This is a genomic window from Shewanella sp. M16 (assembly GCF_018224605.1).
Classification (GTDB): domain Bacteria; phylum Pseudomonadota; class Gammaproteobacteria; order Enterobacterales; family Shewanellaceae; genus Shewanella; species Shewanella oncorhynchi.
On the sequence record NZ_JAGTUL010000020.1, the window covers coordinates 39,374 to 63,942 of the forward strand.

At 44.6% G+C, this 24,569-nt stretch carries 20 protein-coding genes, 1 pseudogene and 1 riboswitch; of the genes and pseudogenes, 11 read left to right on the plus strand and 10 right to left on the minus strand.

The genetic code is table 11. The annotated features are described in order from the left end of the window. Positions 1-2: 2 nt before the first annotated feature. Entirely contained in the window at positions 3-770 is a 768-nt protein-coding gene (locus tag KFE26_RS14365) for a bifunctional 2-polyprenyl-6-hydroxyphenol methylase/3-demethylubiquinol 3-O-methyltransferase UbiG (protein WP_212600809.1), read from the minus strand. Positions 771-1,039: 269 nt separating this feature from the next. Here KFE26_RS14365 and KFE26_RS14370 point away from each other — a divergent pair, with 269 nt between their 5' ends. From KFE26_RS14370 to KFE26_RS14380, 3 genes are all read left to right on the plus strand, one after another. Then, positions 1,040-1,825, plus strand: coding sequence for a DUF4097 family beta strand repeat-containing protein (locus KFE26_RS14370; RefSeq protein WP_212600834.1), 786 nt, complete (start codon positions 1,040-1,042; stop codon positions 1,823-1,825). A 309-nt stretch (positions 1,826-2,134) separates the two neighbouring features. After that, positions 2,135-2,605: a hypothetical protein gene (locus KFE26_RS14375; protein WP_198573359.1), complete on the plus strand. Its 471-nt coding sequence runs from the start codon at positions 2,135-2,137 to the stop codon at positions 2,603-2,605. A 121-nt stretch (positions 2,606-2,726) separates the two neighbouring features. Then, complete coding sequence (locus tag KFE26_RS14380; RefSeq protein WP_198573360.1) at positions 2,727-3,419, plus strand: hypothetical protein; 693 nt, start codon at positions 2,727-2,729, stop codon at positions 3,417-3,419. A gap of 645 nt (positions 3,420-4,064) precedes the next feature. Here KFE26_RS14380 and KFE26_RS14385 read toward each other — a convergent pair. Together KFE26_RS14385 and KFE26_RS14390 are read right to left on the minus strand one after the other, a co-directional pair. Next, positions 4,065-5,126, minus strand: a complete 1,062-nt coding sequence (locus tag KFE26_RS14385; protein WP_198573361.1) for a helix-turn-helix domain-containing protein — start codon at positions 5,124-5,126, stop codon at positions 4,065-4,067. Positions 5,127-5,357: 231 nt separating this feature from the next. Beyond that, positions 5,358-6,314: pseudogene (locus tag KFE26_RS14390) on the minus strand (IS1595-like element ISSod11 family transposase). Between KFE26_RS14390 and KFE26_RS14395 the strand changes: the two are divergent. Further along, complete coding sequence (locus KFE26_RS14395; RefSeq protein WP_212600837.1) at positions 6,302-6,526, plus strand: hypothetical protein; 225 nt, start codon at positions 6,302-6,304, stop codon at positions 6,524-6,526. The pseudogene KFE26_RS14390 and the gene KFE26_RS14395 overlap by 13 nt on opposite strands. On the opposite strand, the gene KFE26_RS14400 is transcribed toward KFE26_RS14395, so the two are convergent. Together KFE26_RS14400 and KFE26_RS14405 are read right to left on the minus strand one after the other, a co-directional pair. Next, entirely contained in the window at positions 6,523-6,981 is a 459-nt protein-coding gene (locus KFE26_RS14400) for a GIY-YIG nuclease family protein (RefSeq protein WP_198573362.1), read from the minus strand. The genes KFE26_RS14395 and KFE26_RS14400 overlap by 4 nt on opposite strands. Positions 6,982-6,992: 11 nt before the next feature. Continuing rightward, complete coding sequence (locus KFE26_RS14405) at positions 6,993-9,128, minus strand: S9 family peptidase (RefSeq protein ID WP_105250978.1); 2,136 nt, start codon at positions 9,126-9,128, stop codon at positions 6,993-6,995. 180 nt (positions 9,129-9,308) lie between these two features. Beyond that, positions 9,309-9,540, plus strand: a riboswitch (FMN riboswitch). A 190-nt stretch (positions 9,541-9,730) separates the two neighbouring features. Here KFE26_RS14405 and ribB point away from each other — a divergent pair. Next, positions 9,731-10,384 (plus strand): 3,4-dihydroxy-2-butanone-4-phosphate synthase, encoded by a 654-nt coding sequence (gene ribB, locus KFE26_RS14410; RefSeq protein WP_105250977.1) that lies wholly within the window; start codon positions 9,731-9,733, stop codon positions 10,382-10,384. A 437-nt stretch (positions 10,385-10,821) separates the two neighbouring features. Next, the gene (locus tag KFE26_RS14415) at positions 10,822-14,046 is read left to right on the plus strand and encodes an EAL domain-containing protein (RefSeq protein WP_212600810.1); all 3,225 of its coding nucleotides are present in this window, start codon (positions 10,822-10,824) and stop codon (positions 14,044-14,046) included. Positions 14,047-14,117: 71 nt separating this feature from the next. On the opposite strand, the gene ftnA is transcribed toward KFE26_RS14415, so the two are convergent. Next, positions 14,118-14,654 carry a non-heme ferritin gene (ftnA, locus tag KFE26_RS14420; protein WP_105250975.1) on the minus strand — a complete coding sequence of 179 codons (537 nt, stop codon included), beginning with the start codon at positions 14,652-14,654 and terminating at the stop codon, positions 14,118-14,120. A 349-nt stretch (positions 14,655-15,003) separates the two neighbouring features. Between ftnA and glp the strand changes: the two genes are divergently transcribed. The 4 genes from glp to KFE26_RS14440 all read left to right on the plus strand — a co-directional run bounded on the left by glp (position 15,004) and on the right by KFE26_RS14440 (position 18,092). Continuing rightward, the gene (glp, locus tag KFE26_RS14425) at positions 15,004-16,257 is read left to right on the plus strand and encodes a gephyrin-like molybdotransferase Glp (RefSeq protein ID WP_212600811.1); all 1,254 of its coding nucleotides are present in this window, start codon (positions 15,004-15,006) and stop codon (positions 16,255-16,257) included. 10 nt (positions 16,258-16,267) lie between these two features. Then, positions 16,268-17,038, plus strand: a complete 771-nt coding sequence (moeB, locus tag KFE26_RS14430; protein WP_212600812.1) for a molybdopterin-synthase adenylyltransferase MoeB — start codon at positions 16,268-16,270, stop codon at positions 17,036-17,038. Between the two features lie 128 nt (positions 17,039-17,166). Continuing rightward, a complete protein-coding gene (locus tag KFE26_RS14435; protein ID WP_168826929.1) occupies positions 17,167-17,829 on the plus strand; it encodes a Bax inhibitor-1 family protein in 663 nt (220 codons plus the stop codon). 17 nt (positions 17,830-17,846) lie between these two features. Next, on the plus strand, positions 17,847-18,092 hold the full coding sequence (locus KFE26_RS14440; protein WP_212600813.1) for a DUF333 domain-containing protein: 246 nt from the start codon (positions 17,847-17,849) through the stop codon (positions 18,090-18,092). An 86-nt stretch (positions 18,093-18,178) separates the two neighbouring features. On the opposite strand, the gene rlmF is transcribed toward KFE26_RS14440, so the two are convergent. Together rlmF and KFE26_RS14450 are read right to left on the minus strand one after the other, a co-directional pair. Then, positions 18,179-19,279, minus strand: a complete 1,101-nt coding sequence (gene rlmF, locus KFE26_RS14445) for a 23S rRNA (adenine(1618)-N(6))-methyltransferase RlmF (RefSeq protein WP_212600814.1) — start codon at positions 19,277-19,279, stop codon at positions 18,179-18,181. A gap of 58 nt (positions 19,280-19,337) precedes the next feature. After that, positions 19,338-19,766 (minus strand): flagellar basal body-associated protein FliL, encoded by a 429-nt coding sequence (locus tag KFE26_RS14450; RefSeq protein WP_105250969.1) that lies wholly within the window; start codon positions 19,764-19,766, stop codon positions 19,338-19,340. A gap of 170 nt (positions 19,767-19,936) precedes the next feature. Between KFE26_RS14450 and KFE26_RS14455 the strand changes: the two genes are divergently transcribed. Continuing rightward, a complete protein-coding gene (locus KFE26_RS14455; RefSeq protein ID WP_212600815.1) occupies positions 19,937-20,500 on the plus strand; it encodes a chorismate lyase in 564 nt (187 codons plus the stop codon). Positions 20,501-20,601: 101 nt separating this feature from the next. Here the strand turns inward: KFE26_RS14455 and KFE26_RS14460 are convergent, their stop codons facing one another. Next, a complete protein-coding gene (locus KFE26_RS14460) occupies positions 20,602-23,193 on the minus strand; it encodes an immune inhibitor A domain-containing protein (protein WP_212600816.1) in 2,592 nt (863 codons plus the stop codon). 315 nt (positions 23,194-23,508) lie between these two features. Further along, positions 23,509-24,102, minus strand: coding sequence for a YhgN family NAAT transporter (locus KFE26_RS14465; protein ID WP_011848195.1), 594 nt, complete (start codon positions 24,100-24,102; stop codon positions 23,509-23,511). Positions 24,103-24,569: the final 467 nt, after the last annotated feature.

Consider the following 24,569-nt stretch of genomic DNA (forward strand, 5'->3'; position numbering starts at 1 on the left):
GATTACGCAGGCTTACGCGCACTGATGCTATACACCAAGGGCACCTTCTGCCCTTGGTGTGTTAACACATAACGACCATCGGCTTGTGCTTCGAGCCCTTCAAAGCAGTTATAGGGGCTGAAATCAAACTCGTGGAAGAACTCCAACACTAAGCCTACCTGCAATAACGCATTGATCACTTCAGATAAACTGTGCGACCAGCACATTAAGGTTTGCTGATCATCACCGGTATTTTCGGTATATGTGCCTTCCAGCTCTATGTCTGGCTCACCCCGATTAAAATAGCTATAACCATCGAACAACTGCTGCGCCGGATGAAACTCGGCCATATAAAACTGTCCGCCGGGTGTTAAACAGTCGGCAACCGTCTGCGCCCACAGGGTTAAATCCGGCAGCCAAACAATGGCGCCATAGGACGTAAACACAATATCGTGAGGCTCAACCTTGCTCGCCACACTGTAAACATCGCTACAGACAAACTCGGCGGACAACTGTGTCCGTTCTGCCAGCTTTTGCGCTTCAACAATCGCGACTTCTGACAAATCGACGCCTGTGACTCTCGCCCCTATTCGCGCCCACGACAAGGTGTCTAAGCCGAAATGACATTGCAGATGCAGCAAACTTTTACCTGCAACCTCGAGTTCACCTAGCTCAATTTCCCGCAGCGAAGTCTTACCACTAAGAAAGCCCGCCACATCATAAAAATCAGAAGTTAAATGTACCCGAGTGCGCGCATCCCAAGCCGTTTTGTTTGTTGTTAAATAATCCATCAGCATCCCTTCTTGTCTTTTTTGTATTTTTGATTCCGCGTGACTTACGGAGTTTAAACTAACTTAATAAATGAGCAATTTCACTAATCTATGAGTAAATCACCCATGTAGCGGACATGTCCGCACAGTGAACCTCGGACACTTTCAGCTTAACCAATTGATTATAAATGAAACTTAAAATTGGCATGGGCTGTGCAATGTCTTATTCATCGCAAGACGACTCAGCACTCACCCAAAAAATCGAGTGCCAGATAAACAAGGAAGCTAACATGTCACTACGCCCATTTATATTCACCCTCGCTTTTATAGTGTTTTTTACTGCTGGAGTATCGCTCACTGGCTGCATTCTTAATGTGAACGCTGCAGGCATGCCAGACTTAGACCACCAGCAACGCGAACTCACACTCGATAGCCAAGACTTACAAGGCCTGATTGCAGAAACTGGCGCAGGCAGTCTCGAAATTATCGGTGTCGAAGGCCTAGCCCAAATTAAACTCATCGCCGACATCTATAGCAATAAGGACGGCAACGATGACAGCAAAGTCATTCTCACCCTTGAGAAAAAAGCCAATAAAGCCAAGCTCAAGGCCAACTTTGAGCAAACAGATTCTAATAATGACTCGCCCTATATAGACCTAAAACTGCAAGTCCCTGCGCTCTTTACACTGGATATCGATGACAGTTCAGGGGCTATTTTGATCAACAAGATGACGTCGGACATGAACGTCAAAGACGGTTCGGGTGAGCTCACTATCAACGGTGGTAACAATATCAACATAGAGGATGGCTCAGGTGATATTGAAATCAGCCAAATCAACGGCAGCCTAACCATTGAAGATGGCTCTGGTGCCATCAAGGTGACCGATATTCGCGGCAATATCGCAATTGATGACGGCTCGGGCAACATCGAGGTCGCCAATGTGCAAAGTGCTGTGACCATCACAGACGGCTCAGGCAATATTAATGTCTTTAACACTAAGGGATTAACGATTCTTGCGGCAGGTTCTGGCGATGTGACATTTAACAAAATCGACGGCCCAGTGAGCATGCAATAACGCGCTGTTTTACTACCCTACACCCAAAGGTTTTACCCACTTCCCGGCGTAGAGGCTGATGTTGCAACGGTTCCCAGCCAAGATGTCAGTCTTCTACCCACCCTTTTAAGCGTATGCCAGACTTATGCATTTATGCCACTAACCCCTTGTAGTGGCATTTTTTTATACCGAAATTAAGCTTGAGTTTGCAGAAATGATGTTGATTTTATTCAGACCGTTACGCTTTAACCTTGTGGATTTGCTAAGATTGTCAGCCTTCCCACTTCAATAGTCGAAAAGTCACACTGTATTGCCAGTAAGGTCGAGAATATGGATCAGTTTTCGGAATACCAAAAAGAAATTGAAGCGCTTTCTCTATCGGATAACCCTAGACAGATAATGGAAGGACTAGGGGATATTTGTTTTGATGGCGAATCTTTTTATCGCAACGGCAATAAAGCCCTAGCCAAACACATTTTCAAGCATATTTACGCCTTAGATGCGCACTCAGACTATTTATCACACGCCAGGACTGTCGCAAAAGCCTTTCTTATAACCTTGGAAGAAATTCCCCCTATCTCCCTAGAAGATGTTATTTTACAGATAAAGCATGAGCATGCCTCATTAGCTACACATCAATTAAATCTGCTGATTGCAAAGCGTATTTTTAGGGAATTTAGTCACCATCAAGATGCTATCCACATCACTATGCAATATCTCACCCAAGCCGAGGCACTTACCCCTCCGAGCAAGAGTGACCTTCGCTTTAAAGCTTTAGTCAGCTCAAATAAGAGTGAGTAAAGGGATAGCGTGACAGAATAAATCATCAGAATTTAGAGCCGCTTCTCAAAAGAAATGCAAAAATATACAGGAAGAGATCAACGTTCTGAATTCGACAACCCAATTTTAATTAAGTGATAATATGGACATTTCATCTTTTAAGAAATATATAAAGTTAGCACCAGAAAATGTTTCAGAATGGCAGAGATGGGAAAATTCATTACCTACCTTCGATTCTATATTACCAATATTGGATTATGTATATAACGCTGAGTGGCAGCGAGATGATTGGAAAGCCATAATGGCATTCATTCGGAAAGGTTATGTTGAGCAAAATGAATCATCTGAATTGGTTGACGGGATTAAGCATGTAAATATATTCAACTCCAAAGTTATTAATCTAAAAGTTGATGTCGCAATTTCATTAAACTGCTCCATTGTTCGTTCATTAGAGTCAATTAATTTATGCTCAGACTCAGTTGAATCATTAAGTGTATCCCATGCAAGCAAACTCTCTGAAATTACCGGAAACACCCAGAATTTAAGCTACTTATCTTTAAATAAATGTCAAAAGTTAGATTTTGGTTCTATCATTTCAACGCTGGACAGCGTAAAAATTTTAGACCTCAGTGGAAACCCACAGTTGTCCAGTATTGACGAGTTGCGTGGAAATAAAAATATTTTTGCGTTGTATCTTGTTGAAACAAATGTAATTAAGACTAAAGAGACAGTAGAAATCTTGGCTTCGATACCAAACTTGAAAAAACTTTGGATTAAAGCAAACAAAAAGGAGTTGGAACTTTTAAGAGAAGCCCTACCAGGGATTGTAAATTAAGCATAGAAAAAGGCCGGACATGTAGTTCGAGAGCGCGAAAAGATCTGTGTAAGTGGCATTCTTAAACTGTTGAATGGATTTCAGAATACCAATAGCAGACAAACTTATCACTCAGCAGAAGAAAAAATCGACTCACCCCAATGCAGACCAGTCTTTGGTGACGACAAACCTTAACCACTTGATTTATTATGTAAATTAATCGTTAAGCTATTAAGCACTGCCATTCTAGTAACTCGCCGCACTTTCGTTTAACAAGAAGTGTCCCTATAGGCTCAACGGCGTCATCTGCTGCATACGGAAGTGCAAATACCGCGATCACCTAGATGTGAAAGAGCGGCCATGCCGCCAACGGTCACTTTCATGACAATGCTTAATTCCGCGAGCTAAATCGTATTCTGTTAGTCTGAAACAGCACCTAAGCGTGACATGAAAACCGAACGAACAATCTCAGCAGTCATATCTCTTTAAGCAAGTTAGCCACGATCAATAGCTTACGCGCAAAGTTTAACAATGGGTGTCTCGACAAACTTTGCCTACTGTAGGCTTTCGCCAGCTCATGTATTAGTCGCACCAGTGGTAGTCGAGTAATGCCTATTACTGACTTTCGAGTCAAAATTTAACAATAGGTGCCTAGATAAACTGCTACTACTTACCAATATATTCGGAGACAAATTCCTCAGGAAACCTAGTTTTGACATATCTCTTATATGCTCTTTCATCAAGTAAGCGGTCGCTTGAGGGATTATTCCTTATGAAAAAACTTTTGTTATCCCAAACAGGGAATGGGGAAGGATTTACATCAACCATAAGCACAAACAAATTCGTACCAACATCTACAAGACTCCATTCAACCAAATTAGAAATTTCCCTCCCCAATCTGTTGAAAACAGTATCTTTGAACTTAAGAAGGAAGTTGTCTTGAACGTTAGCGACATAAGATAAGTCCTTTTGTAATCCAAGAATTTTACCATAATCATCAACACCAACGAGTAACGTTCCACCTCTGGAGTTCAAGAAGGCCGCTATCGTCTTTGTGCATTCATATTTAAGCTCCTTTTTTATTGACTCCAATTTAACGTCATACTCGAATGAAGATTTGAACTCAAGCTGCTTCCCTTCCTTATTTTTGGCAAGATGAAGTATTGTTATGGCATTTTCACTTAGTAGATCAGTGTTCAATTTAAGAATTTTCGCAAGATTATCTGAGTCAGATTGACCGCCCCTAGCGGTTAGGTTTGAGGCGTGCTTAACTATTTGATTGATTTCTTTAGAGCCTAATGGATACTTTCGGCATACTTCGCTCACTTTTTTATAAGCTTTTACGCAAAGTTGATAATAGTTTGGTACGCATTCTTCGTAATATCCGCCACTATTGATGTGCTGAAGCAATGCGTCAACATTGGCCTTGTTTTCATCACACAAAACATCCACACAAAGTCTAAAAGCAGCATTAATCCAATTTTGCAATGGCTCTGGATAAAGCTTTTCATGCGGCAGATTTATTGAGTCTTGAATTGCTAAAAATGCCTTATAAACATTTGGGTAATGATGAACAAGCTCATGGATATCCGCCAACAAAAATTGTTTATCGCGAACTCTAATAAGTAGTATCCATTCGCAATAAAAATCCTGAATTTTTGGGTTTGAAAAAATTCGCTCATGGTCAGACAGAAAGCGCCTCGCACCCTCGATAAAATATGATGCCATCAGTGATACCCTTTACAAAATTCAAGCAAATACATCCGAATAATCAGATATATATCAGAATAGAAAACAACATGCTAACCAAAACTCAGAATTACTTTCTAACATTTGATTCGAGGTAAACAGAGTTTATCGAGACACTCGCTGTTAAATTTTGCAACGTAACGACAGAATTGAGATATGTACATGCAAAAGGGCTATCCACTTAGCACGACCAACCACTATATATTGTGGTTATCGATTTTTAATTGATTGGTACGTTATCGGCTTAGAACGCGCTGCTTGCTCAAGCAATCTGTAGAATAATAATCCCCGTGAATCTGACTTTCTTCTGTTGAAGCGAAATGTAAACTCATCTAAATAATAATCAAGTTGCTTAGCCTTTACCGCACCTTGATACGTACCTAAAAGCCATCTTTTACATAATGATGAGACTCGATGTACCCCAGCCATTGTTTCATGTGCAGGTACAGATGAACCTAAATGTACTATCCGATTATGCTTATATCCTTTTTTGTCTATTTGTTTGTATGCTTGAGAACCATCACTACAAATTGTGCTACCAGGTTCTATTACATCTTGAATGAATTGATGGATATGTTCTTTAGTTGCACTTTCTACTTGCCTTAAACGTATCCGCCCAAATCCAGAGGGTGATAGCAGCTCAACAGCCACCAAAACTACAGCTTTACGCTTACCCTGTTGATTTTTAATAGATGATTTTGGAATGACCCCACCTATTAATGTTTCGTCAACCTCTACGATGCCGGACAGTTTATCTCTTTCAGGATCAACCATGGCATATCTTAACTTGTGCATTAAAGACCAAGCAGTTTGATAACTCCCAAGACCTAATAGCCTTTGGACTCCAAGAGCGCTGACCCCATTCTTTTGATTTGTAATAAACCATACAGCTGCAAACCAACTTTTCATGGGGGTTCTTGTTTTGTCAAAAAGTGTACTTGATGTTACTGAACACTGAGAACGGCAAGCATGACATTTTAACTTGCCATTACTTAACTGATAAGGTGATTGATAGCTCGAACAGCTTGGGCAAATGAATCCGTTTGGCCAACGAAGTGCGTAAAGGTAGCTGGTGCAAGATTGTTCATCATGAAACCAATCAACAAATTCGTCCTAATTTGTAGGGTAATCGACGCCAGCTTTTAATAAATACGATGAAGTTTTCATTACTACATATTGACACTGGTGGCGCTAAATGGATAGCCCTTACATGCAAACAGAATACTCAGTGGTTAACGGAATTAAGCACTGACATGGAAGTGACCGTTGACGGCATGGATGCCGTCGTCGAGCCTATAGGGACATATTTACGGCGAGTCACTGGAATGACAGTGCTTACTCTCATTCCTCGTCACAGAACAAGTATGATGCAGTGTTAACGCTCTAGTAATCCACGCCCTGACTCAATCAACACCAACTTTTGACTACGGCTTAACTTTTTAACTGCTATTTCACGGCGCAGTGCATCGCCGTGACTGCCAACCGGCTCTTGATACATCAGCGTTAATGGACCTTTACCGCGCAGATACTTAGCGGATTTAATGCCACCCGACTGATGCTCGCTAAAGCGTCGCGCTACGTCGGTGGTGACGCCTGTGTATAAATGCCCGTTGGCGCAGCGGACTAGATACAAATACCAGAGGGGTGCTGACTTTATGGGTGTAGGCTTCGGTGGTGCAGGATTTAATGGTACGAGATTCAGCGAAGCTTCTGTCACTGCATCTTTGGTAGCGACAGCGCTAGCCACTGGGGCAAGTGTGTCTGCCACCAGTGACTCATGTTGCTGTAAAGCGCCTCTGTCAGTATTGCCTAGGCTGACGGCTGATTCAGTCACTTGCGAATAACCTACTTCGCCATACCTAATAGACTCAAGAAGAACGCATATTCTTGGGCAGTGTCTTGGTACTGGCGATAACGACCACTCTTACCGCCGTGGCCAGCTTCCATATCCACATTGAATAACAACACCTTATCATCCATCTTGTACCACTTATTCTGTACATCGCGCAGTTTAGCGACCCACTTGGCGGGTTCAAAATACTGCACTTGGGAATCATGCAAACCAGTCGTCACTAACATGTGTGGGTATTCTTGCTCGGTGACATTGTCGTAGGGCGAGTAACTCAACATGTAATCAAAGTAAGTTTTCTCGTTCGGATTGCCCCACTCGTCGTACTCATTGGTCGTCAACGGAATCGACTCGTCCAGCATTGTCGTCACCACATCAACAAAAGGTACATGGGCTGCAAGGGCGAAATACTTGTCCGGCGCTTGGTTAGCAATCGCGCCCATTAGCAAACCACCCGCGCTGCCGCCAGAGGCAACTACCTTGTTTTTGTCGCCATAACCTTGCGCCGTTAATGCCGTTGTTACGTCAATAAAATCATTGAAGGTATTCTGCTTATTCAACAGCTTACCATTGTCATACCAAGGGCGACCTAGCATTTCTGAGCCGCGCACATGGGCGATGGCATACACAAAACCGCGGTCGAGCAAACTGATAACGGATGAAGAAAAATCGGGTTCTACTGTGTAACCGTAAGATCCATAACCGTATTGATACAGAGGGTTAGTGCCATCTTTCTTGAATTTATCTTTGCGATATACCAAAGAGACGGGCACTTTTGCACCGTCGCGGGCCGTCACAAATATCCGTTCGGCACGATACTGGCTGGCATCGAAGCCGCCTAAGACTTGATCTTGTTTTAATAAATCACGTCTATCGGGATTCACCAGCGAATATTCGTATACGGCTTCTGGCGTCGTTAGGCTGGAGTAGAAAATGCGTAACTTATTGCTGTCTTGCTGGGAATTAATCTCTAAACCCATCACATAAGCAGGCTCATCAAAGCTCAACTCGAAGGGCTTTTGACCATTGAGCGGCATCACTTTAATCCGCGTCAGGCCGTTTTCACGGGTCTGAATAATCAGATAATCCTTGAGCACTAACTCGTCTTCGATACGGGCATTGGGATTATGCGCAACCACTTCTTGCCACTTAGATTTGTCCGCTGCATCTTTAATGGCGACTTTCATCAAACGGAAGTTAGTCGCCTGCCAGTTGGTGAGAATGTAATAAGTATCACCCAGCTTAGACACACTGTATTCGTGGCCTTCTTCCCGCGCTAACACTGGCTTGAATAAACCTAAAGGCTCGCTGGCATCGAGAATAGACACTTCACTCGTTGTGGTGCTTTCTTGGAACAACACAATTTGCGACTCATCTAAGGTTTTGCCGAGCGAGATATAAAATGAATCGTCTTGTTCTTCATACACTAAGACATCGCTCGATTGCTTAGTGCCCAGCTCGTGGCGATACACTTGATAGCCCAGCAAGGTTTTTAGATCTTTGGCGATATAGAACACATGCTTGTTGTCGTTCGCCCACACTACGCGACCTTCGGTATTTTCAAGCACGTCGGTGATCATGTCGCCCGAAGCCAAGTCTTTAAAATAGATGTGATATACACGACGGCTGAGGACGTCTTCGCCAAAGGCCAACATGGTTTCATCTGGGCTGACACTGGCGCCGCCTAAACCATAAAACTCATGGCCCTTAGCTCGCTCGTTAACATCGAGCATCACTTGCTCAACACCATCGGCGCCCTTACGGCTGATCAGCGGATATTCGCTACCCTCTTGGTATCTGTGATAGTAGCTGTGCTGATGCCATTGGTACGGCACGCTCGACTCATCGGCGACTAAACGTTCGGTTAACTCTTTATAAAGACCATCTTGCAACGGCTTTAATGGTTTGAAATAAGCCGCGGTATAGCGATTCTCAGCGTTGAGATAGGCCAACACTTTAGGATCTTTGCGCTCATCATCACGCAGCCAATAGTAATCATCGGTACGTGTTACGCCATGTAAAGTCATCACATGGGGAATTTTTTCAGCAACCGGGGCGGGTACTTGCCCTTTGGAGGTCGAACAAGCGGATAACAGCATAACAATACCTAAAGTGAGTAGCAGAGAGCGCATTTATACGTCCTTGTGACGTCCATAACGACCGTCGAAGAGTGCGACGGCAAGTCAATTAGCTTATGTGTTCAGTATGATAGTGGTCAGGTGTGCACTAGCGCAAACATTGAACGCGAGAAGTTGCCATTCGCGGTAAATAAGAGCAACATAACCGCGTTTTTGAGCGCAAATGGCTCAAAAGCAAATTCTCAGGGCGGGGTGAAACTCCCCACCGGCGGTAAATGGGTAACGACTAAGTGATTATTTTGCTGAGCGACACCCAAAGCCCGCGAGCGCCCGAAATCACTTTCGGGGTCAGCAGATCTGGTGCCTTAGATTTTGCTTAGTGCAAAACTGACTATTCCAGAGCCGACGGTAATGGACTGTTTGCTTCAATGGCGACAGTGCTGAGTCCGGATGGAAGAGAATGTAAGACAACACCTTGCGGTATTTAAGTGCAACGCGCTTATGTATTGCAGTGTTAGCCTCATGTTTTGCAATAACTTCACCCCAAGTGAAGTGATATTGCTACAGCAAAATCGAGCCTTTTGGTTTGATTACGTTGTATTTCTGCACGCCCTGATTCTGGATATTCCAATGTCGTTTATTTAAGGATATTAACCATGAATCAGTCTTTACTTGCTCCTTTTGGTACTGCTATCGAACGCGTTGAAGCGGGTCTTAATGCCCTGCGTCAAGGCCAAGGTGTATTAGTTGTCGATGACGAAGATAGAGAAAACGAAGGCGATTTAATTTTCGCTGCCGAGACGCTGACTAACGCGCAAATGGCCATGCTCATCCGTGAATGTAGCGGTATTGTTTGCCTGTGTTTACCCGATGCAAAAGTCAAAGCCCTCGAATTACCCCCTATGGTGGAAAACAACTCTAGCCAATACGGCACTGCGTTTACTGTGAGTATTGAAGCTAAAGTCGGTGTGACTACAGGGGTTTCTGCCGCCGATCGCGTGACCACCATTAAAGCGGCGATTGCCGATGGCGCTAAGCCAAGTGATCTCGCTCGTCCTGGCCATGTGTATCCACTTCGCGCTCAACCGGGTGGGGTATTGACCCGCCGTGGTCACACTGAAGGCACGATTGATTTAATGCAACTCGCGGGTTTAAAAGCCGCTGGCGTATTGTGTGAAGTCACTAACACCGATGGCACTATGGCGCGTTTGCCCGAAATTATTGCCTTCGGTGCTCAGCACAATATACCCGTGTTAACGATTGAAGATATTGTCGTTTATCGCAAATCATTGCTGGCCAATGTCGGCTAGATAACATGCCAATCGCCTGAATCTAGGGCATTGATTTAAATAGAAGGACGTTTAGCTGCGGCAAACGTCCTTTTTATTTAAGTAGATTTACCGTTAACAATCGCGTTCCACCTAATGCACTAAAAAACCGATAAAAGGTAAAGTTAAACAAGTCATTCTTTCGAATGATGAAATACTGCTTCACATCACAGACAAAGCAAATGCTTGTTTGATAGGTGCAAAATAGGTTAATAAAAATAGTCTCTTAGCATGATATATAACAATTTGCTTAATTTCGTGACCTAGATTAGATATCCATAAACTAAAGGTCGCGGTGGCTGGCCGCCTATGTTAAATATCCTCACCCTGTGCCTAGTCCTATTTGTTGTAACTCGGATTCAACGTTATTACGTTGAATTTTCTTTTTCTGCCTAGGCGAACGAGTGGAGTGATCTTTAATGCCGTCAGCGCTACACCATCTCAGTTTGAAGCAAAAGCTCATTCTGTTTTCGTTAGTCCCATTATTAATGATGAGCTTTTTCATTCTGACGCGCATGCATGACTTAATAAAGGAATCACACTCGGCCAAGCACAATCATCTTGCGGTACAAACGACGGTACAAATCACTGAGCTACTCTATCAGTTGCAAAACGAATATGGTCTAAGTACAAATCAGCGACCAACCGATGAAGTGCTATTACAGCAACAAGCGACTAGATCAAAAGCACTCGATGCATTACTGAACAGTGAGCCTTTAGAACATCTTCTGGAGGCGCTCGACCCTAAAAGTATTGAAGCAAACAAAATGAACGCATTGTTGGATGCGCTCAAACTCACAGGCAACAAACTCGCTAACGTTCACCAAAACCACACAGACGAAACACTGAGTCAGTTTACGGAACTCTATAATCAATTCCACACTCAGCTTTTGCAGCTCATTCAGTTATTACAGTTACAAACCAACGAAATCAGCCAGTCCCGTGCCTATACCGATCTATTGAACCTACTAATGGTGCAGGAGTTGGCCGTAAAAGAACGAAGTGCCATCAATCAATTACTGCTAAGCAAATCACTCAATATTAATGATTACCGCACCATAATCTCCTTCATGTATGAATATGAGCGAGCCGTGATGCACGCAAGTAATGCATCAATTTCCGATAGAAGGTCCTTACTACAAAACCTACAAGATTCGCCAGAAAATCAACGCATTCTGCAAATCAGCAAGCAAATTGAACAACAAACTCGCATTAGCGCTCTGGCACAAAATATTAATGCCTACTTAGGTTACGGTGGCTTAATGGGCAGTTTTCAGGACTATTTGCTTAAGGGCGATGAGATTTCACTGCAAAAATTTAATGCAGCACTTGCGACGATTCAGCTTAATTTGGATGAACTCAGTCACGAGACTCGTTCTCTACCCGAATTTAAGGTGGCGCTGAAAACCATTGAGGACAGCATAAATCAATACCAGTTCAGCATGGTCAAGTTGCAGCAACTGAAGCAGCAAGGTTTGCCGATGACGGAGATCAAAGCCATCGCGCAAGTCCCTGCCAGCGAGGACAAATTAAGCCAAGCGATGAGCCAACTATTAATGCCGCCACATCCAATTGATAGCCAGGAGTGGTGGGATCTCACCACTCAGCGTATCAATCAACTACATTTGCTGGCGCAAAATATCACCAAGAACATGGCGCAGCAGAGCGAATATCAACAAAACCACACCTTAATCTTACTCGGCTTATACTTGTTCTCGGCTTTGTTCACCGCAACCATCACACTTTGGCTTGGACAAAAGATCATCCGCAATTTTATGGATAAGATCACTAAGATTGCCAATGACATGCAGCAAATGGCAGCAGATCCACAGCTCAATATTAATATCCAAGTCTCAGGCACAGATGAACTCGCCCGCATGGCCCGTGCCATGAACCGTATGATTAGCGAACGGCAAAAAGCAAACCATGCCCTAAGCCGCGCAGCAGCAGTGTTTGACTATTCTGCCGAAGGCATAGTGGTGACAGATGCCGACAACCATATTGAACTGGTCAACCCCGCTTTTTGCCACATTACGGGCTATTCATTGGAAGAAGTGAAAGGCCGCAGCCCCTCCCTACTCAGCTCTAGCCGTCATCCTAAGCACTTTTATACCGCCATGTGGGAGTCACTACAAAAAGAAGGGAAATGGGAGGGTGAAGTTTGGAATAAACGCAAAGATGGCCAAGTGTATCCCGAGTATCTAGCGATTACTGTGGTGCGAAATGAACAAGGTAAAATAATCCAACATATTGGTTTATTTATGGATATCAGTAAGCGTAAGCAATATGAGCAGGATCTTTGGTATCAGGCCAACTTCGATGGATTAACTGGGCTGCCTAATCGTAAGCTGTTCAATGAACGACTGCAGCACGAAATCCATGTGGCGCAGCATGACTCTCGCAAGCTGGCTATCTTGCTGATTGATTTGGATCAATTCAAATATATCAATGATGTACAAGGCCATGCCACTGGCGACTTATTACTTAAAGATGTCGCAAAGCGCTTAGAAGGCATTGCGGGGAAAACCGATTTTATCGCACGTATCGGTGGCGACGAGTTTGTGCTTATCTTGCCACGGCTGACTAACGAACTCGCCATAGAACACATGGCAACCCGAATCATTGAAACCTTAGGTATGCCATTTAACTTAAATGACCGCGAGATCCAGATTTCGGCCAGCTTTGGTATTGGCGTCTATCCCGAAGATGGGTTAGATACTGGCTCACTCACCCGCAATACCGAAACCGCCATGTATCAAGCCAAAGATGCGGGACGGAACAATTTTAAATACTTCACCGCGGGTATGAATCAAGCCATGTTCGCCCGGATGGAGTTAGAACAACGTCTACGCCGTGCCGTGGCACAAAATGAATTTGCCCTGCATTATCAACCTATCGTGGATATGCAAACCGGAAGTGTCTGCAGCGTCGAAGCCCTTATCCGCTGGCAAGATCCCGAGCTTGGGTTGATCCCGCCGGATCAATTTATCCCATTAGCCGAAGAAACCGGACTGATAGAGCCTATGGGCGAATGGGTGCTCAACCAAGCCATGCATGACCTGAGGCAATGGCAGAAAAGTGGCTTAAATATCAATGTCGCGATTAATGTTTCCAGCCGCCAATGTATCAATACACGCGGTATGGGGTTCGACCAAGTGTTGCAAGAGTGCTTCAACCGCCACCACGTTAACCCACGAAATGTGCATATTGAGATCACTGAAAGCATGCTGATGGGCGATGCCAGCCATTGCTTGAGCACGCTCGAGTCTATTCGTCATTTAGGCTCGCAAATCTATATCGATGACTTTGGTACGGGTTATTCTTCCCTGAGTTATCTGAAAAAATTCCCGATTTCAGTGATTAAAATCGACCGCAGCTTTGTGGAAAATGCCCTCGAAAATAACTCGAACGCCAACTTAGTCAAAGCGATTGTCATGATGGGGCAAAGCCTAGAAATGGAGTTAGTTGCTGAAGGCATAGAAACCGAAGCACAGTGGCACTTCCTACGAGATTTAGGTTGTCACTTCGCTCAAGGGTATTTGATCTCCAAACCGCTCCCCTTTAACGAGATCACTCCCTTGCTACGCATCAAGCACACAGCACTGTTGAATGATGGCTATCAAAATAAATGCGTGAATATCTAAGCTTATAAAAAATAAAACGATAAAGAGCAAAAAAGCAGCCTAGGCTGCTTTTTTGTGGCAAATAAAACGGGTTAAGCCTGTGGTTGGCCTTGACCGTTCATTATGCTTTCGCCCCCCTTAGAGGCTAGCTTAGCTAAATCTTTATCTATAAAGAACAGTGCCTTACCATCTTCGCCCACTAAACGTATCTTATCGACAATCGACTTAAACAGCTTTTCTTCTTCGTGCTGCTCAGCGACATACCATTGTAAGAAGTTAAAGGTTGAGTAATCTTGATTCGAAAATGCGGCATGGGCCAAGGCATTGATCTGACGGGTAATCAGCTGCTCATGCTCATAGGTTAATTCAAACAACGCCAGTAAAGAATCGAACTGTGACTGTGGCGCCGCAATCGCACCTAACAAGGGTAAGCCACCAGTTTCACTCACATACGTGAACAGACGACGCATATGGCCCATTTCTTCATCCGCGTGCTCACGCATAAACTTAGCTGCGCCTTCAAATCCCTGATCTTCACACCACGCACTCATTTGCAGGTATAAATTTGAGGAGAAGAACTCCATATTAATTTGTTCATTCAACTTTTCGATCATAGTTGCAGACAGCATAGTAAATCCTCTTTTGCATTCGAACTGAATCATGGGGGACATTGTCATCAAGGGGGTCGACAAAAGCAACAAAATTTACCTTTGGATTTCTTGCTAAGTTAATGATTCATTGATAAAAATGATTTTCATTTGTTCATCGACTCGCGTTCAACCCTCGAATTAGCGCAGTAAATTGTGTGACTTCTAGCGAGGTTATCGCCCAAAGTGGCAGAAAAAACTGACTGGCCTATCACAGAAACTCACATGCAAATCATAGCCATCCCAGATCACCGTGGCATAATAGCCAGTCATAATCAGGTGGAAATTCATTCAGCGTCATTACGACCCATTGCATATAAGGCAGACCCTAATGTCCGTAACAGCCGATCCTTGTTCGCAACCTAGCTTAATGCATCCAGATCAAGCTATTCCCCTTTTGCTCGAGCAAGTTAGCCCAGTGTCAGACACCGAAGTCGTATTGCTTCCCCATGCCCTTGGCCGCGTCCTAGCAGAAGATTTAGCTTCATGCATCGACCTGCCGCCCTTTAACAACTCCTCTATGGACGGCTACGCCTTCCGTTTTGTCGACTTAAATACGCAAACCAATCAGACCGCATTGCGCCTTATCGGCAGTTCCTTCGCTGGCCATGGTTTTAAAGGTGAAGCCAAACCTAATACCTGCATGCGGATCATGACAGGCGCGCCTGTGCCTACAGGTTATGACACAGTGCAAATGCAGGAAGAAGCCGAGGTTGAAGGAGAGATTATTCATATCCGCCACCCTAGGGCGCAAGGCGCCAATGTGCGTTGCCGCGGTGAAGAACTCACCCAAGGCACTAAAGTGCTCAGTGCTGGCATTCAAATTGGTGCCGCCGAACTCGGGGTGTTGGCCACGATTGGCGTTAGCCAAGTGCGAGTTTATCGTCAGCTTAAAGTGGCCTTTTTCTCCACTGGCGATGAACTGCGTCCCGTTGGCAGCGAATTAGCCCTAGGACAAATTTACGATTCAAACCGTTACTCGATCCAAGGTTTACTCAGCCGCGCTAACGTGGAATGGCTCGATTTAGGCGTGATTGCCGATGATCCTGAAGCCATACGTCAGGCATTTCGCCATGCTGCCAGCCAAGCCGACATGGTATTAACCTCGGGTGGCGTGTCGGTCGGTGAAGCGGATTTCACTAAACAAATTCTTGATGAGGAAGGCAAGATTACCTTCTGGAAACTCGCCATCAAACCAGGCAAGCCCTTCGCCATGGGCCGTATCGGCAAAGCGATATTCTGTGGTTTACCGGGGAATCCCGTGTCTTCTATGGTGACGTTTTACAAACTCGTTTGGCCAATACTGAACAAGATGCAGGGGTTAACCCCAGTTGCACCTTTGATGTTAGACGCTACGCTCACCACGCCCGTGCGTAAACAACCGGGCCGCGTCGAATATCAACGTGGCATTTTAAGCCGTAATGCACAAGGTAAACTTGAAGTTGCCATTACTGGTAGCCAAGGTTCTGGCATGTTGACTTCGATGAGCTTAGCAAACTGTTTCGTTTTATTGGAGCAATTCCAAGGTGATACTCCCGCTGGCACCCAAGTGACTGTCGAGCCATTTAACAGCGTGCTTTGCTAGGAAAATCCCAATGAATGTGCCAAAAGATATTCTCAGCGACAGCGAACTCTTAAGATACAGCCGCCAAATATCCATCAAGGCTATGGATATCGACGGTCAAGAACGCTTAAAACAAGCCAAAGTGCTGATGATAGGCGCTGGCGGTTTGGGCTGTGCCGCCAGCCAGTACCTCACGGTTGCGGGTATTGGTGAACTGACACTGGTCGATTTTGATACAGTTGAATTATCCAACCTGCAGCGCCAAGTGCTGCATCAAGATGCCAATGTCGGCCAGCCTAAAGTCGAATCGGCTAAACAGAGCCTCATGCAGCTCAATCCCTTTATTAAGATCAACATTATCAATGCAGTATTAGATGATCATGAGATTGACGGCCTTGTCGCCGATCACGGACTAGTGCTCGACTGTACCGATAATGTCAGTGTGCGCGAGCAACTTAATCTCAGCTGTTTTAAGCATAAAGTGCCCTTAGTGTCTGCCGCGGCAATTCGGATGGAAGGCATGGTCACTGTGTTCGATTATCACAGCGAAACGCCTTGTTATCATTGCTTTAGCGCCCTATTTGGCGAGCAACAACTGAGCTGCGTTGAATCGGGCATCCTAGCCCCTGTGGTCGGTATGATAGGTTGTTTGCAGGCGGTTGAAGCCATCAAAGTGATTACTGGCATGGGTAAAACCTTAGCGGGACGCATTTTGATGATCGATGCGATGACGATGGAGTTTCGCGAGATGAAGTTACCGAAACAAGTCCGCTGCAGTGTTTGTGGTACTAAAGAGGCTTAGGTTGTTCTCGCTTGAAAAACGGCTTTATTTACACTAGCTTAATTGCCACCGCTTAATTTGCCGTCATATAGCTCAACACTGATGACGCTTAATGGCCCGTTAAAATAAGGAAATCATAAGGAAAACATATGGATTCGGAAAACAGTGTATTTGACCGCATGACCACAGACGACCCCATAGTTGGCGCAGGTATTTACAACCTCGTTATCGGCCTCACGCTGATTTGGGGTTTTGCCGTTAACTATTGGATGGTCACCAATATCGACCCAGAGGCGATTGCCAGTGTTAATCCTTGGATTTTCTTTATCGGCTATTTCGCCTCCTGTTTCTTTGGGATTTATCTGTTCCAAAAATCGACTAACCCCGTTGTCAGTTTTATTGGCTACAACTTTGTGGTCGTGCCCTTCGGCTTAATTATCAATATGGTGGTCAGTCAATACGATCCCGAATTGGTGACTGAAGCCATTCGAATCACAGGGCTAGTGACCATAGCCATGATGTGTTTAGGCACACTCTTCCCCGCCTTTTTCCAAAAAATTTCCGGCGCACTCACGATTGCTTTATTGCTCGTTATCGTCGTCGAACTGATTGAAGTGTTTATCTTTAATACTCACCACGGCATTTTAGATTGGATAGTCGTGCTGATTTTCTGCGGTTATATTGGTTATGACTGGGGAAGAGCGAATCAAATCCCTAAAACCATAGATAATGCCATCGATAGCGCCGCCGCTTTGTATATGGATATCATCAACTTGTTCCTACGGATCCTGCGGATTTTAGGGCGAAAATAACTCACCAAGGAGTGTCTATGAAAATCAAATTCCTGCTTGTTACTGCTCCACTTCTGGCGAGTGTGGTATTAGTCGGATGCAGTGATACTGAACAAGTAAAAATAGCCAATCCCGCCTCTGAGTATTGTGTCTCCATTGGTGGTAACTTAACAATTGAGAAAACCGCCGAAGGTGAACATGGGATCTGCACCTTACCCAGCGGTGAAACAATTGAAGAGTGGGCGTTATTCCGTCGCGATCATAAGGAAGAAAAGCCGCAGTAACAGTGGCTATTTTTACTTTTAATAAAAACAGGCGCCATTAGCGCCTGTTTTGTTAGCAGTACTTAATTGGGTCATACTCAAAAGTCTTAACGGGCTAAGTGTTCACCGCGCCAGATTTTGCGCTTAGCTGCTGACTGGAAGCTCCACGCTAAAACCCGCGTAATTTTATTACCCTGCTGCATCTCAATCGTTTTCACAGTATCGACTTTCAACTGCGCTAAGGCTTGATAACAAGGTTTCAGGTTTTCCTTCTTCGACACTAGACTGCTAAACCATAAGCATTGATCTGCAAATATTTGGCTCTCACGGATCATAGTCGCTAAAAACTGTCGTTCACCGCCTTGGCACCAAAGTTCAGCTCCTTGACCACCGAAATTCAGCTTAGGGGAAGACTTGACCAAGCCACCCCGATTGAGCTGCAGATTATTCACCTTACGCTTTGTACCTTCGCTCGCCTCAGCCATAGAGGCATGAAATGGCGGATTGCACAGGGTTAACGCAAAACGTTCTCCGGCTTGAATGATTCCCTTGAAGACCGCCTTATCATTTGGCTGTAATCGTAAACTTATCTGCCCTTGCAGCACTGGGTTTTGCTCAATAATACTCTGCACATTACTGAGTGAATGGGCATTAATATCCGAGGCGACAAATTGCCAACCGTATACTTGGCAACCCAATATGGGATAAATACCGTTCGCACCAGTGCCAATATCTAATACCCTAGTTTTATCCAAAGCAAATACATCATCGCCTTCGGCTAGAAGGTCTGCTAAATAATGTAAATAATCGACTCGACCGGGAATAGGAGGACATAACGCTCCATCAGGAATATCCCAGCACTCAATCCCATAATGATGTTTCAGTAGCGCCGCATTAAGGATTTTAACTGCTAACGGATCGGCAAAATCGACCGATAAAGCCCCATAAGGCGTGGGTCGAACAAAGGCTTTTAGCTTAGGGAATGAACTCATCAGCGCCGGAAAATCATAGCCGTTCAAGTGTACATTTCGAGGATGCAAAGCTTTTTTGATCTCAGCACTAGGCCTGTTTTTGACCGACTTCACTTTGCCTTTCACCTCAGTTCTAGCCTGCTTTGGTGCTTTAGTTTTTGCATGACCAATGTTGGCTGTACTCGTTAGGCGTTTCGCAGTTACTAATTGGACGGGTTTCACGGCAGGTTTTGACATAATAGCTCTTGTAACGCAGTGGGCCGACCTAAGTCAGCCCATAGAGTAAGGCAGTAAATTAATCGTACAGATAAGAGGTAAACAATAAGTTTACGATCAAGGGTTTACCAGCTTCTTTGGTGATCAAATTGTTAACCATTTCAAAGCACTCACGACGAATCTCTTCACGACCCGTGAGTGACTTAATCTTCTCTTCCGATTGATTGCCTAACACTTCAACAATTGCGGCTCGTAATAATGGATTATGGAGCTCAATTGTCACTAGATCATCTGGACTCTTTACCATTAACTCAACGCTAATCTTCACAAAACCCAATTTCTTGCGATTAGAAATGTAGTTAGTGACAATTTCGGGTTCGAAACCATAGTAGGCATACTCACCCGTAGGTGGGGTTGCTGCAGCAGGTGCAGCTTCTTTTTCATCGGCCGCATAAACACTGAAAACACTTGTAAACAGGATAAGACAGACTGAGAGTAATTTTTTCATAGCGACTTACGGCTCCCTAAAACAATAATGGTAATGGAAGAAACTTCCCAATCTATATAGCCAAACAACCTGAAGATGCAGTATCCGTATCTGGAAGTAGCTTGGGTATATATGCTCGCGTCGCGACATGCTAGACTGCCGACGTTTGTTTATATTGTAACGAGTATTTAATGAATGTGACTAGCTTAAGCTTTCCCTATGGTGAATCTATTCAGTGGTTTTCAGCCGATCTAGCCGACAAACTCCCCAAATCGCCCTTGAAAGAATGGTTGCTTGCCACTGGCAGCCTAACGCAAAAACTCAAAACTTGCTGCGCTCAATTTGAAGTAAAGGTACTAGGCGAAGGACTGCATGCTCCCTTAGAGGGCGAATATCCCCAGCAAGGTGCTGTATGGATCCGTGAAGTCTTGCTTTGCCTCGACTCGATACCTTGGGTATTTGCCAGAACCTTAATCCCTGAAAAATTAATGGCCGAGCGCAAAATGGATTTCCTTAGTTTGGGTACTCGCCCCTTAGGTGAATTACTGTTTAGCCAAGATAACTTCATCCCCGGTAGAATCGAAGTTGCCAGTTTCGAAACCTGTAGTCGCCTTGCCCACTTAGCTGAAAGTTTAGATCAAAGTGTCGAACATGCACTCTGGGGACGCCGCCGCTATTTCCATCACGGTGAGCATGAAATGATCGTCAGCGAAATCTTTCTGCCAGCGGCCGAGCAAGCTATCCGTCAGTTGTAAACTTTAGACTTCATCCAAAGCTTAGTCAGAATTTAGCCTCAAGACAGATAAAAAATGCCTCTAGATCAGAGGCATTTTTGTTCGTGTTTCAAACAATCAACTTAGTGAACATTTAACTGGCGGCGCCAAGTCAATAAGCTAAGGAAGGCAAGGCTTAACCAACCTAAGCTGCCGCCACCTGAACTCTCACTGGCCGGCGGAGTTACTGGAGGCGTAACAGGTGCAACAACCGTTACCGTCGAACTGCTAATCGCCTTAGTATTTTGCGCATCGATAACCGTAAGTATCACTGTATAAGTGCCAGCCTTCGCATAGGTATGGGTTGGCGCCGTGACAGTGCTTGTCGTGCCATCACCAAAATCCCAAGCGTAGGTTAATACTCCCATACCACCATCAACGTTACTGGTGAAGTTCACCGCTAATTGACTAACTGTCTTACCAAAACTGACAGTTAACGGCGCTATAGCATCAGAGTTCGCATTCGCAAGACGAATAACCGCAGTACCATTGTTGCTGGCTTGAGATAGTACCTGCATTGTCAACCCTAGCTGCTGCAACACCATACCTGACTGTGGCTGTAGTGGCGCGCTGTAATCAAAACTGTCATCGAACAGGCTGACAGCATCGCGATGATTGTCCTCAAAATAGAAGGTTTGATTTACTGTACTAAAGGCCGCATCACGAATTTGTACGTCGGTAGAGCGAGTGCCAATCATGTTTTGGTCAGCATCAATCACGCCAATCAAGCCATGGCCAGCATGGTTTGAAACGTTATTGTCTCTGAAACCTAAATCTTCTAACCAGAGTAAAACTCCGGGATCAAAGCTTTTTGCTTTCAAACCCGCATCGACACCATTATGGCTACGCAGCTGAATAATATAACGAGACTGGGATTTTGGATCCGGACGAGAATCCTTAATCCGGCTATAGCCATAAAGCGTCATTTTATCCGCAACTTCAGCGTTATCACCATATAACTCAGTGGTATTTTGTTTAACACTGATGTTATCAATAGTGATCCCTGACTTAGAGGTTAAATCATCGGTGACATAGTTGATCTCGACAGCAACAGATTTTCCAGAATATGCTGATAAATCATATTCTAATGTTACCCAAGCATCACGACCTTCCGCCTGAGCAAGCGCAGACGATTCACCAGTGATGATATGACGAGCGCTATTTATCCCATTGTTCGACTTAGTGTAATTACCCGCAATGGCCGCACCATCCACTTTCACCTGCATGTAGTCAAAGTCAAGTTCAATACTCCAACTGGCCTTCATACTCAGAATCAGTTTATCTGTGGTTACGGCAGGTAATTTAACATTAAAAATCATGCTGTTATTCAGCATATTTCCTTGGCCAGAATAGTACTGATAACTGCCCTGATAAGGTGTTTTAAAAGGAATTAGCGTTGGAGGAAGTGGAATAGAGATCTGATTAACCGCCTGATGATTAACCGCCTCATTCAACGTCACTTCCATGCCTGATTTGGGAATGCTATCTAAGGTGATTTCACGTTCATTCAACCACTTACCTTTGTATCTTTTCTGTAGATAAGATCGAGCATAAGGGCTAAAACCACTCGGCTGAGCGCCAGGAATAGCACCAGCCCAACTACCACCAGACATTAAAGACCATAGCCCCACAGGCGAGCCGTCTTTCTTATCATTTTCAGAGGTATCGTACTCATCAGGCAGACCTAGATCATGGCCAAACTCGTGGGTACACACGCCCGTTGCCGCATCAATAGGCTGGATTGTATAACCGAATACTTTTTTGTTCGTACCAGGAAGCGCATAACCATTGGTTGCTTGGTCGACATAATATCGATGCGACCATATCGCACTCGATCCTAGTTTTCCGCCGCCGACCTCTTCGCCTACGCTAGAGTGGAAAATCATCACATGGTCGATAATGCCATCGGGCTCATCGTAAATACCGTTATTGTTCAAATCATTTTGGTCTTCAACATCATAACTCGCCAACTCAACTGCAGACATATTTGCAACCGCTTGAGATACAGCTTCTTTTACCAATTGTTCGACCTGTGAATCACTACGGGTATCTGGATCATTAGCACCATAGTATTCGGCATTTTGCGAGGCGGTATACCAGCCCTTCACATCCCCAGTAAAGGAGAAGGTTTGCCCAGAAACCGCTTGATAATATTGATACCCCGAATCTAACGTCTGCCCCTGTGGACCTTTGAAGCCCGTAGGCGAAAAGAGTAATTCCTTGTAGTGGGACGCAGGATAACTCGGGTAATACATGTCTGTATCCCCCGCTTTTAAGCCATTATCATCATGTTTTAGATCAGCAAAATCCACTAATACTGTGAGCACTTTAACGGTTTTCTTTACATCCGCATCGGCCTGTAAACGCTGTGCGGATGAGCGCATCATTTGCGATGATTTAGCTCTTTGTAGACGCGCATGTTCAGCTTCAACTTCGATGCGCGGCGCTTTGGGTTGTGCCAAAGTGGCGCGATGAATATAAGCTTCTATCGCCTCCTGCTTTACGCTATCACTGGCATCGGCGGCCACTTCGCCACGCTTAATCAACCAATATAAAATTCGATCTTTATTAATCACACCCGCATCTGCAGGCGTATGATTCGGAGCGGCAATACTCGCGCCGCTAATCAATGCCAACATCAGTCCAAACGCTGTTACGCCTTTTGTACTTCGCATTTTTAACATCCTTCTGTAACAGCTAACGCCGTTTACGCCATTCTATTTATTAAGACTAGTGTCTCTTTGTATTAAGACAAATTACCTTTAATTAGTAACCTACTCAGGGTTTATCCGTCTTCAAGTGATAGAGACAGAGTTTTCGACATTAGCAGCACTGCACCTCAGTAACAACTTGATACACCTGTTCGCAGGTAAGATTTGCACTTTTGTCAGCAAACCTCTGTGCTGACTCAATTCCAAGCCAAATCTCAGCCATAAAAAAACCGCATTAACAACGTTAATACGGTTTCGTTTTGATCAAACTAGATAAAGTTAGCCAGCGGTTTTCAGATAGTTTGAAATGCCGTCGAGGAACATTTGCACTGAGATCATGACCAGCACCATACCCATCAAACGCTCGACTGCTGTGAGCCCCTTTTCCCCCAGCACACGGGTGAAAAGTTTATAAAACATTAAGATCACCGCACTCGCCCCCCAAGCTGACACTAACGCTATGGTCCAATCGCCCATACGTGAGCTATCGGTATGCGCCAGTAAAATCAAGGCTGCAAGAATCGATGGGCCAGCCATCAAGGGAATAGCCATAGGCACGATAAAAGGCTCTTCTCCAGCGGCTAATCCAACGACACCACCGGGTTGAGGGAAAATCATTTTAATCGCGATAAGAAACAGGATAATACCGCCTGCAATACTCACAGACTCAGAGCGAAGATTTAAGAAACTTAAGATAGCCTCACCCGCATAAAGGAAAGACAGCATGATCACTAAGGCGAAGAGTAACTCGCGGATCAATACCTTACGGCGTTTCTTAGGATCGATATGCCGTAGAATCGACGCAAAAATCGGCAAATTCCCCAGAGGGTCCATGATCAAAAACAACATTACCGCAGCAGAAAATATATCCATTTAACGTATCAACACCCAAGTCAACATAGGCCCATATTATATACCCAAACAACCTGAAGATGCAGGATTCAGCGGGAATGTAACGCACTTTAGGCAAGGCCCTTTATTGCTCCTGCATAAATGGCATTCACGCCATCCATGGCGATTGCGGTTATTTGCGGACCTAGTGGGCTAAGTTAAAAATAGCCAACACGGCATAAAGTACGTTACAACCCGCCGGAACGGAGCGCCTAGGGAGCTCCACTTCCGTGTTGCAACAATTCAAAAGGTGGCCGACATTCTGTCATTGATGCGCCTTGAATTGAAGCACCCTAGGCGCTCTGAAACTCGTATCTTCAGGTAGCTTGGGTATAGTACCTTTTCTCGAGTTAGATCTGAAAATTTCTCCGCAGAATGGCCAAAGTGAATAAAATTCTCACCTTCAAAACACAGTATAAAATGTCAGTTGAGTAAATTGCCTGCAAGTC

Bases quoted from the DNA above. Each gene is read 5' to 3' on its own strand.
- KFE26_RS14365 (WP_212600809.1), bottom strand. From the start codon at position 770: ATGGATTATTTAACAACAAACAAAACGGCTTGGGATGCGCGCACTCGG.
- KFE26_RS14370 (WP_212600834.1), top strand. From the start codon at position 1,040: ATGTCACTACGCCCATTTATATTCACCCTCGCTTTTATAGTGTTTTTT.
- KFE26_RS14375 (WP_198573359.1), top strand. From the start codon at position 2,135: ATGGATCAGTTTTCGGAATACCAAAAAGAAATTGAAGCGCTTTCTCTA.
- KFE26_RS14380 (WP_198573360.1), top strand. From the start codon at position 2,727: ATGGACATTTCATCTTTTAAGAAATATATAAAGTTAGCACCAGAAAAT.
- KFE26_RS14385 (WP_198573361.1), bottom strand. From the start codon at position 5,126: ATGGCATCATATTTTATCGAGGGTGCGAGGCGCTTTCTGTCTGACCAT.
- KFE26_RS14395 (WP_212600837.1), top strand. From the start codon at position 6,302: ATGAAGTTTTCATTACTACATATTGACACTGGTGGCGCTAAATGGATA.
- KFE26_RS14405 (WP_105250978.1), bottom strand. From the start codon at position 9,128: ATGCGCTCTCTGCTACTCACTTTAGGTATTGTTATGCTGTTATCCGCT.
- ribB (WP_105250977.1), top strand. From the start codon at position 9,731: ATGAATCAGTCTTTACTTGCTCCTTTTGGTACTGCTATCGAACGCGTT.
- KFE26_RS14415 (WP_212600810.1), top strand. From the start codon at position 10,822: ATGCCGTCAGCGCTACACCATCTCAGTTTGAAGCAAAAGCTCATTCTG.
- ftnA (WP_105250975.1), bottom strand. From the start codon at position 14,654: ATGCTGTCTGCAACTATGATCGAAAAGTTGAATGAACAAATTAATATG.
- glp (WP_212600811.1), top strand. From the start codon at position 15,004: ATGTCCGTAACAGCCGATCCTTGTTCGCAACCTAGCTTAATGCATCCA.
- moeB (WP_212600812.1), top strand. From the start codon at position 16,268: ATGAATGTGCCAAAAGATATTCTCAGCGACAGCGAACTCTTAAGATAC.
- KFE26_RS14435 (WP_168826929.1), top strand. From the start codon at position 17,167: ATGGATTCGGAAAACAGTGTATTTGACCGCATGACCACAGACGACCCC.
- KFE26_RS14440 (WP_212600813.1), top strand. From the start codon at position 17,847: ATGAAAATCAAATTCCTGCTTGTTACTGCTCCACTTCTGGCGAGTGTG.
- rlmF (WP_212600814.1), bottom strand. From the start codon at position 19,279: ATGTCAAAACCTGCCGTGAAACCCGTCCAATTAGTAACTGCGAAACGC.
- KFE26_RS14450 (WP_105250969.1), bottom strand. From the start codon at position 19,766: ATGAAAAAATTACTCTCAGTCTGTCTTATCCTGTTTACAAGTGTTTTC.
- KFE26_RS14455 (WP_212600815.1), top strand. From the start codon at position 19,937: ATGAATGTGACTAGCTTAAGCTTTCCCTATGGTGAATCTATTCAGTGG.
- KFE26_RS14460 (WP_212600816.1), bottom strand. From the start codon at position 23,193: ATGCGAAGTACAAAAGGCGTAACAGCGTTTGGACTGATGTTGGCATTG.
- KFE26_RS14465 (WP_011848195.1), bottom strand. From the start codon at position 24,102: ATGGATATATTTTCTGCTGCGGTAATGTTGTTTTTGATCATGGACCCT.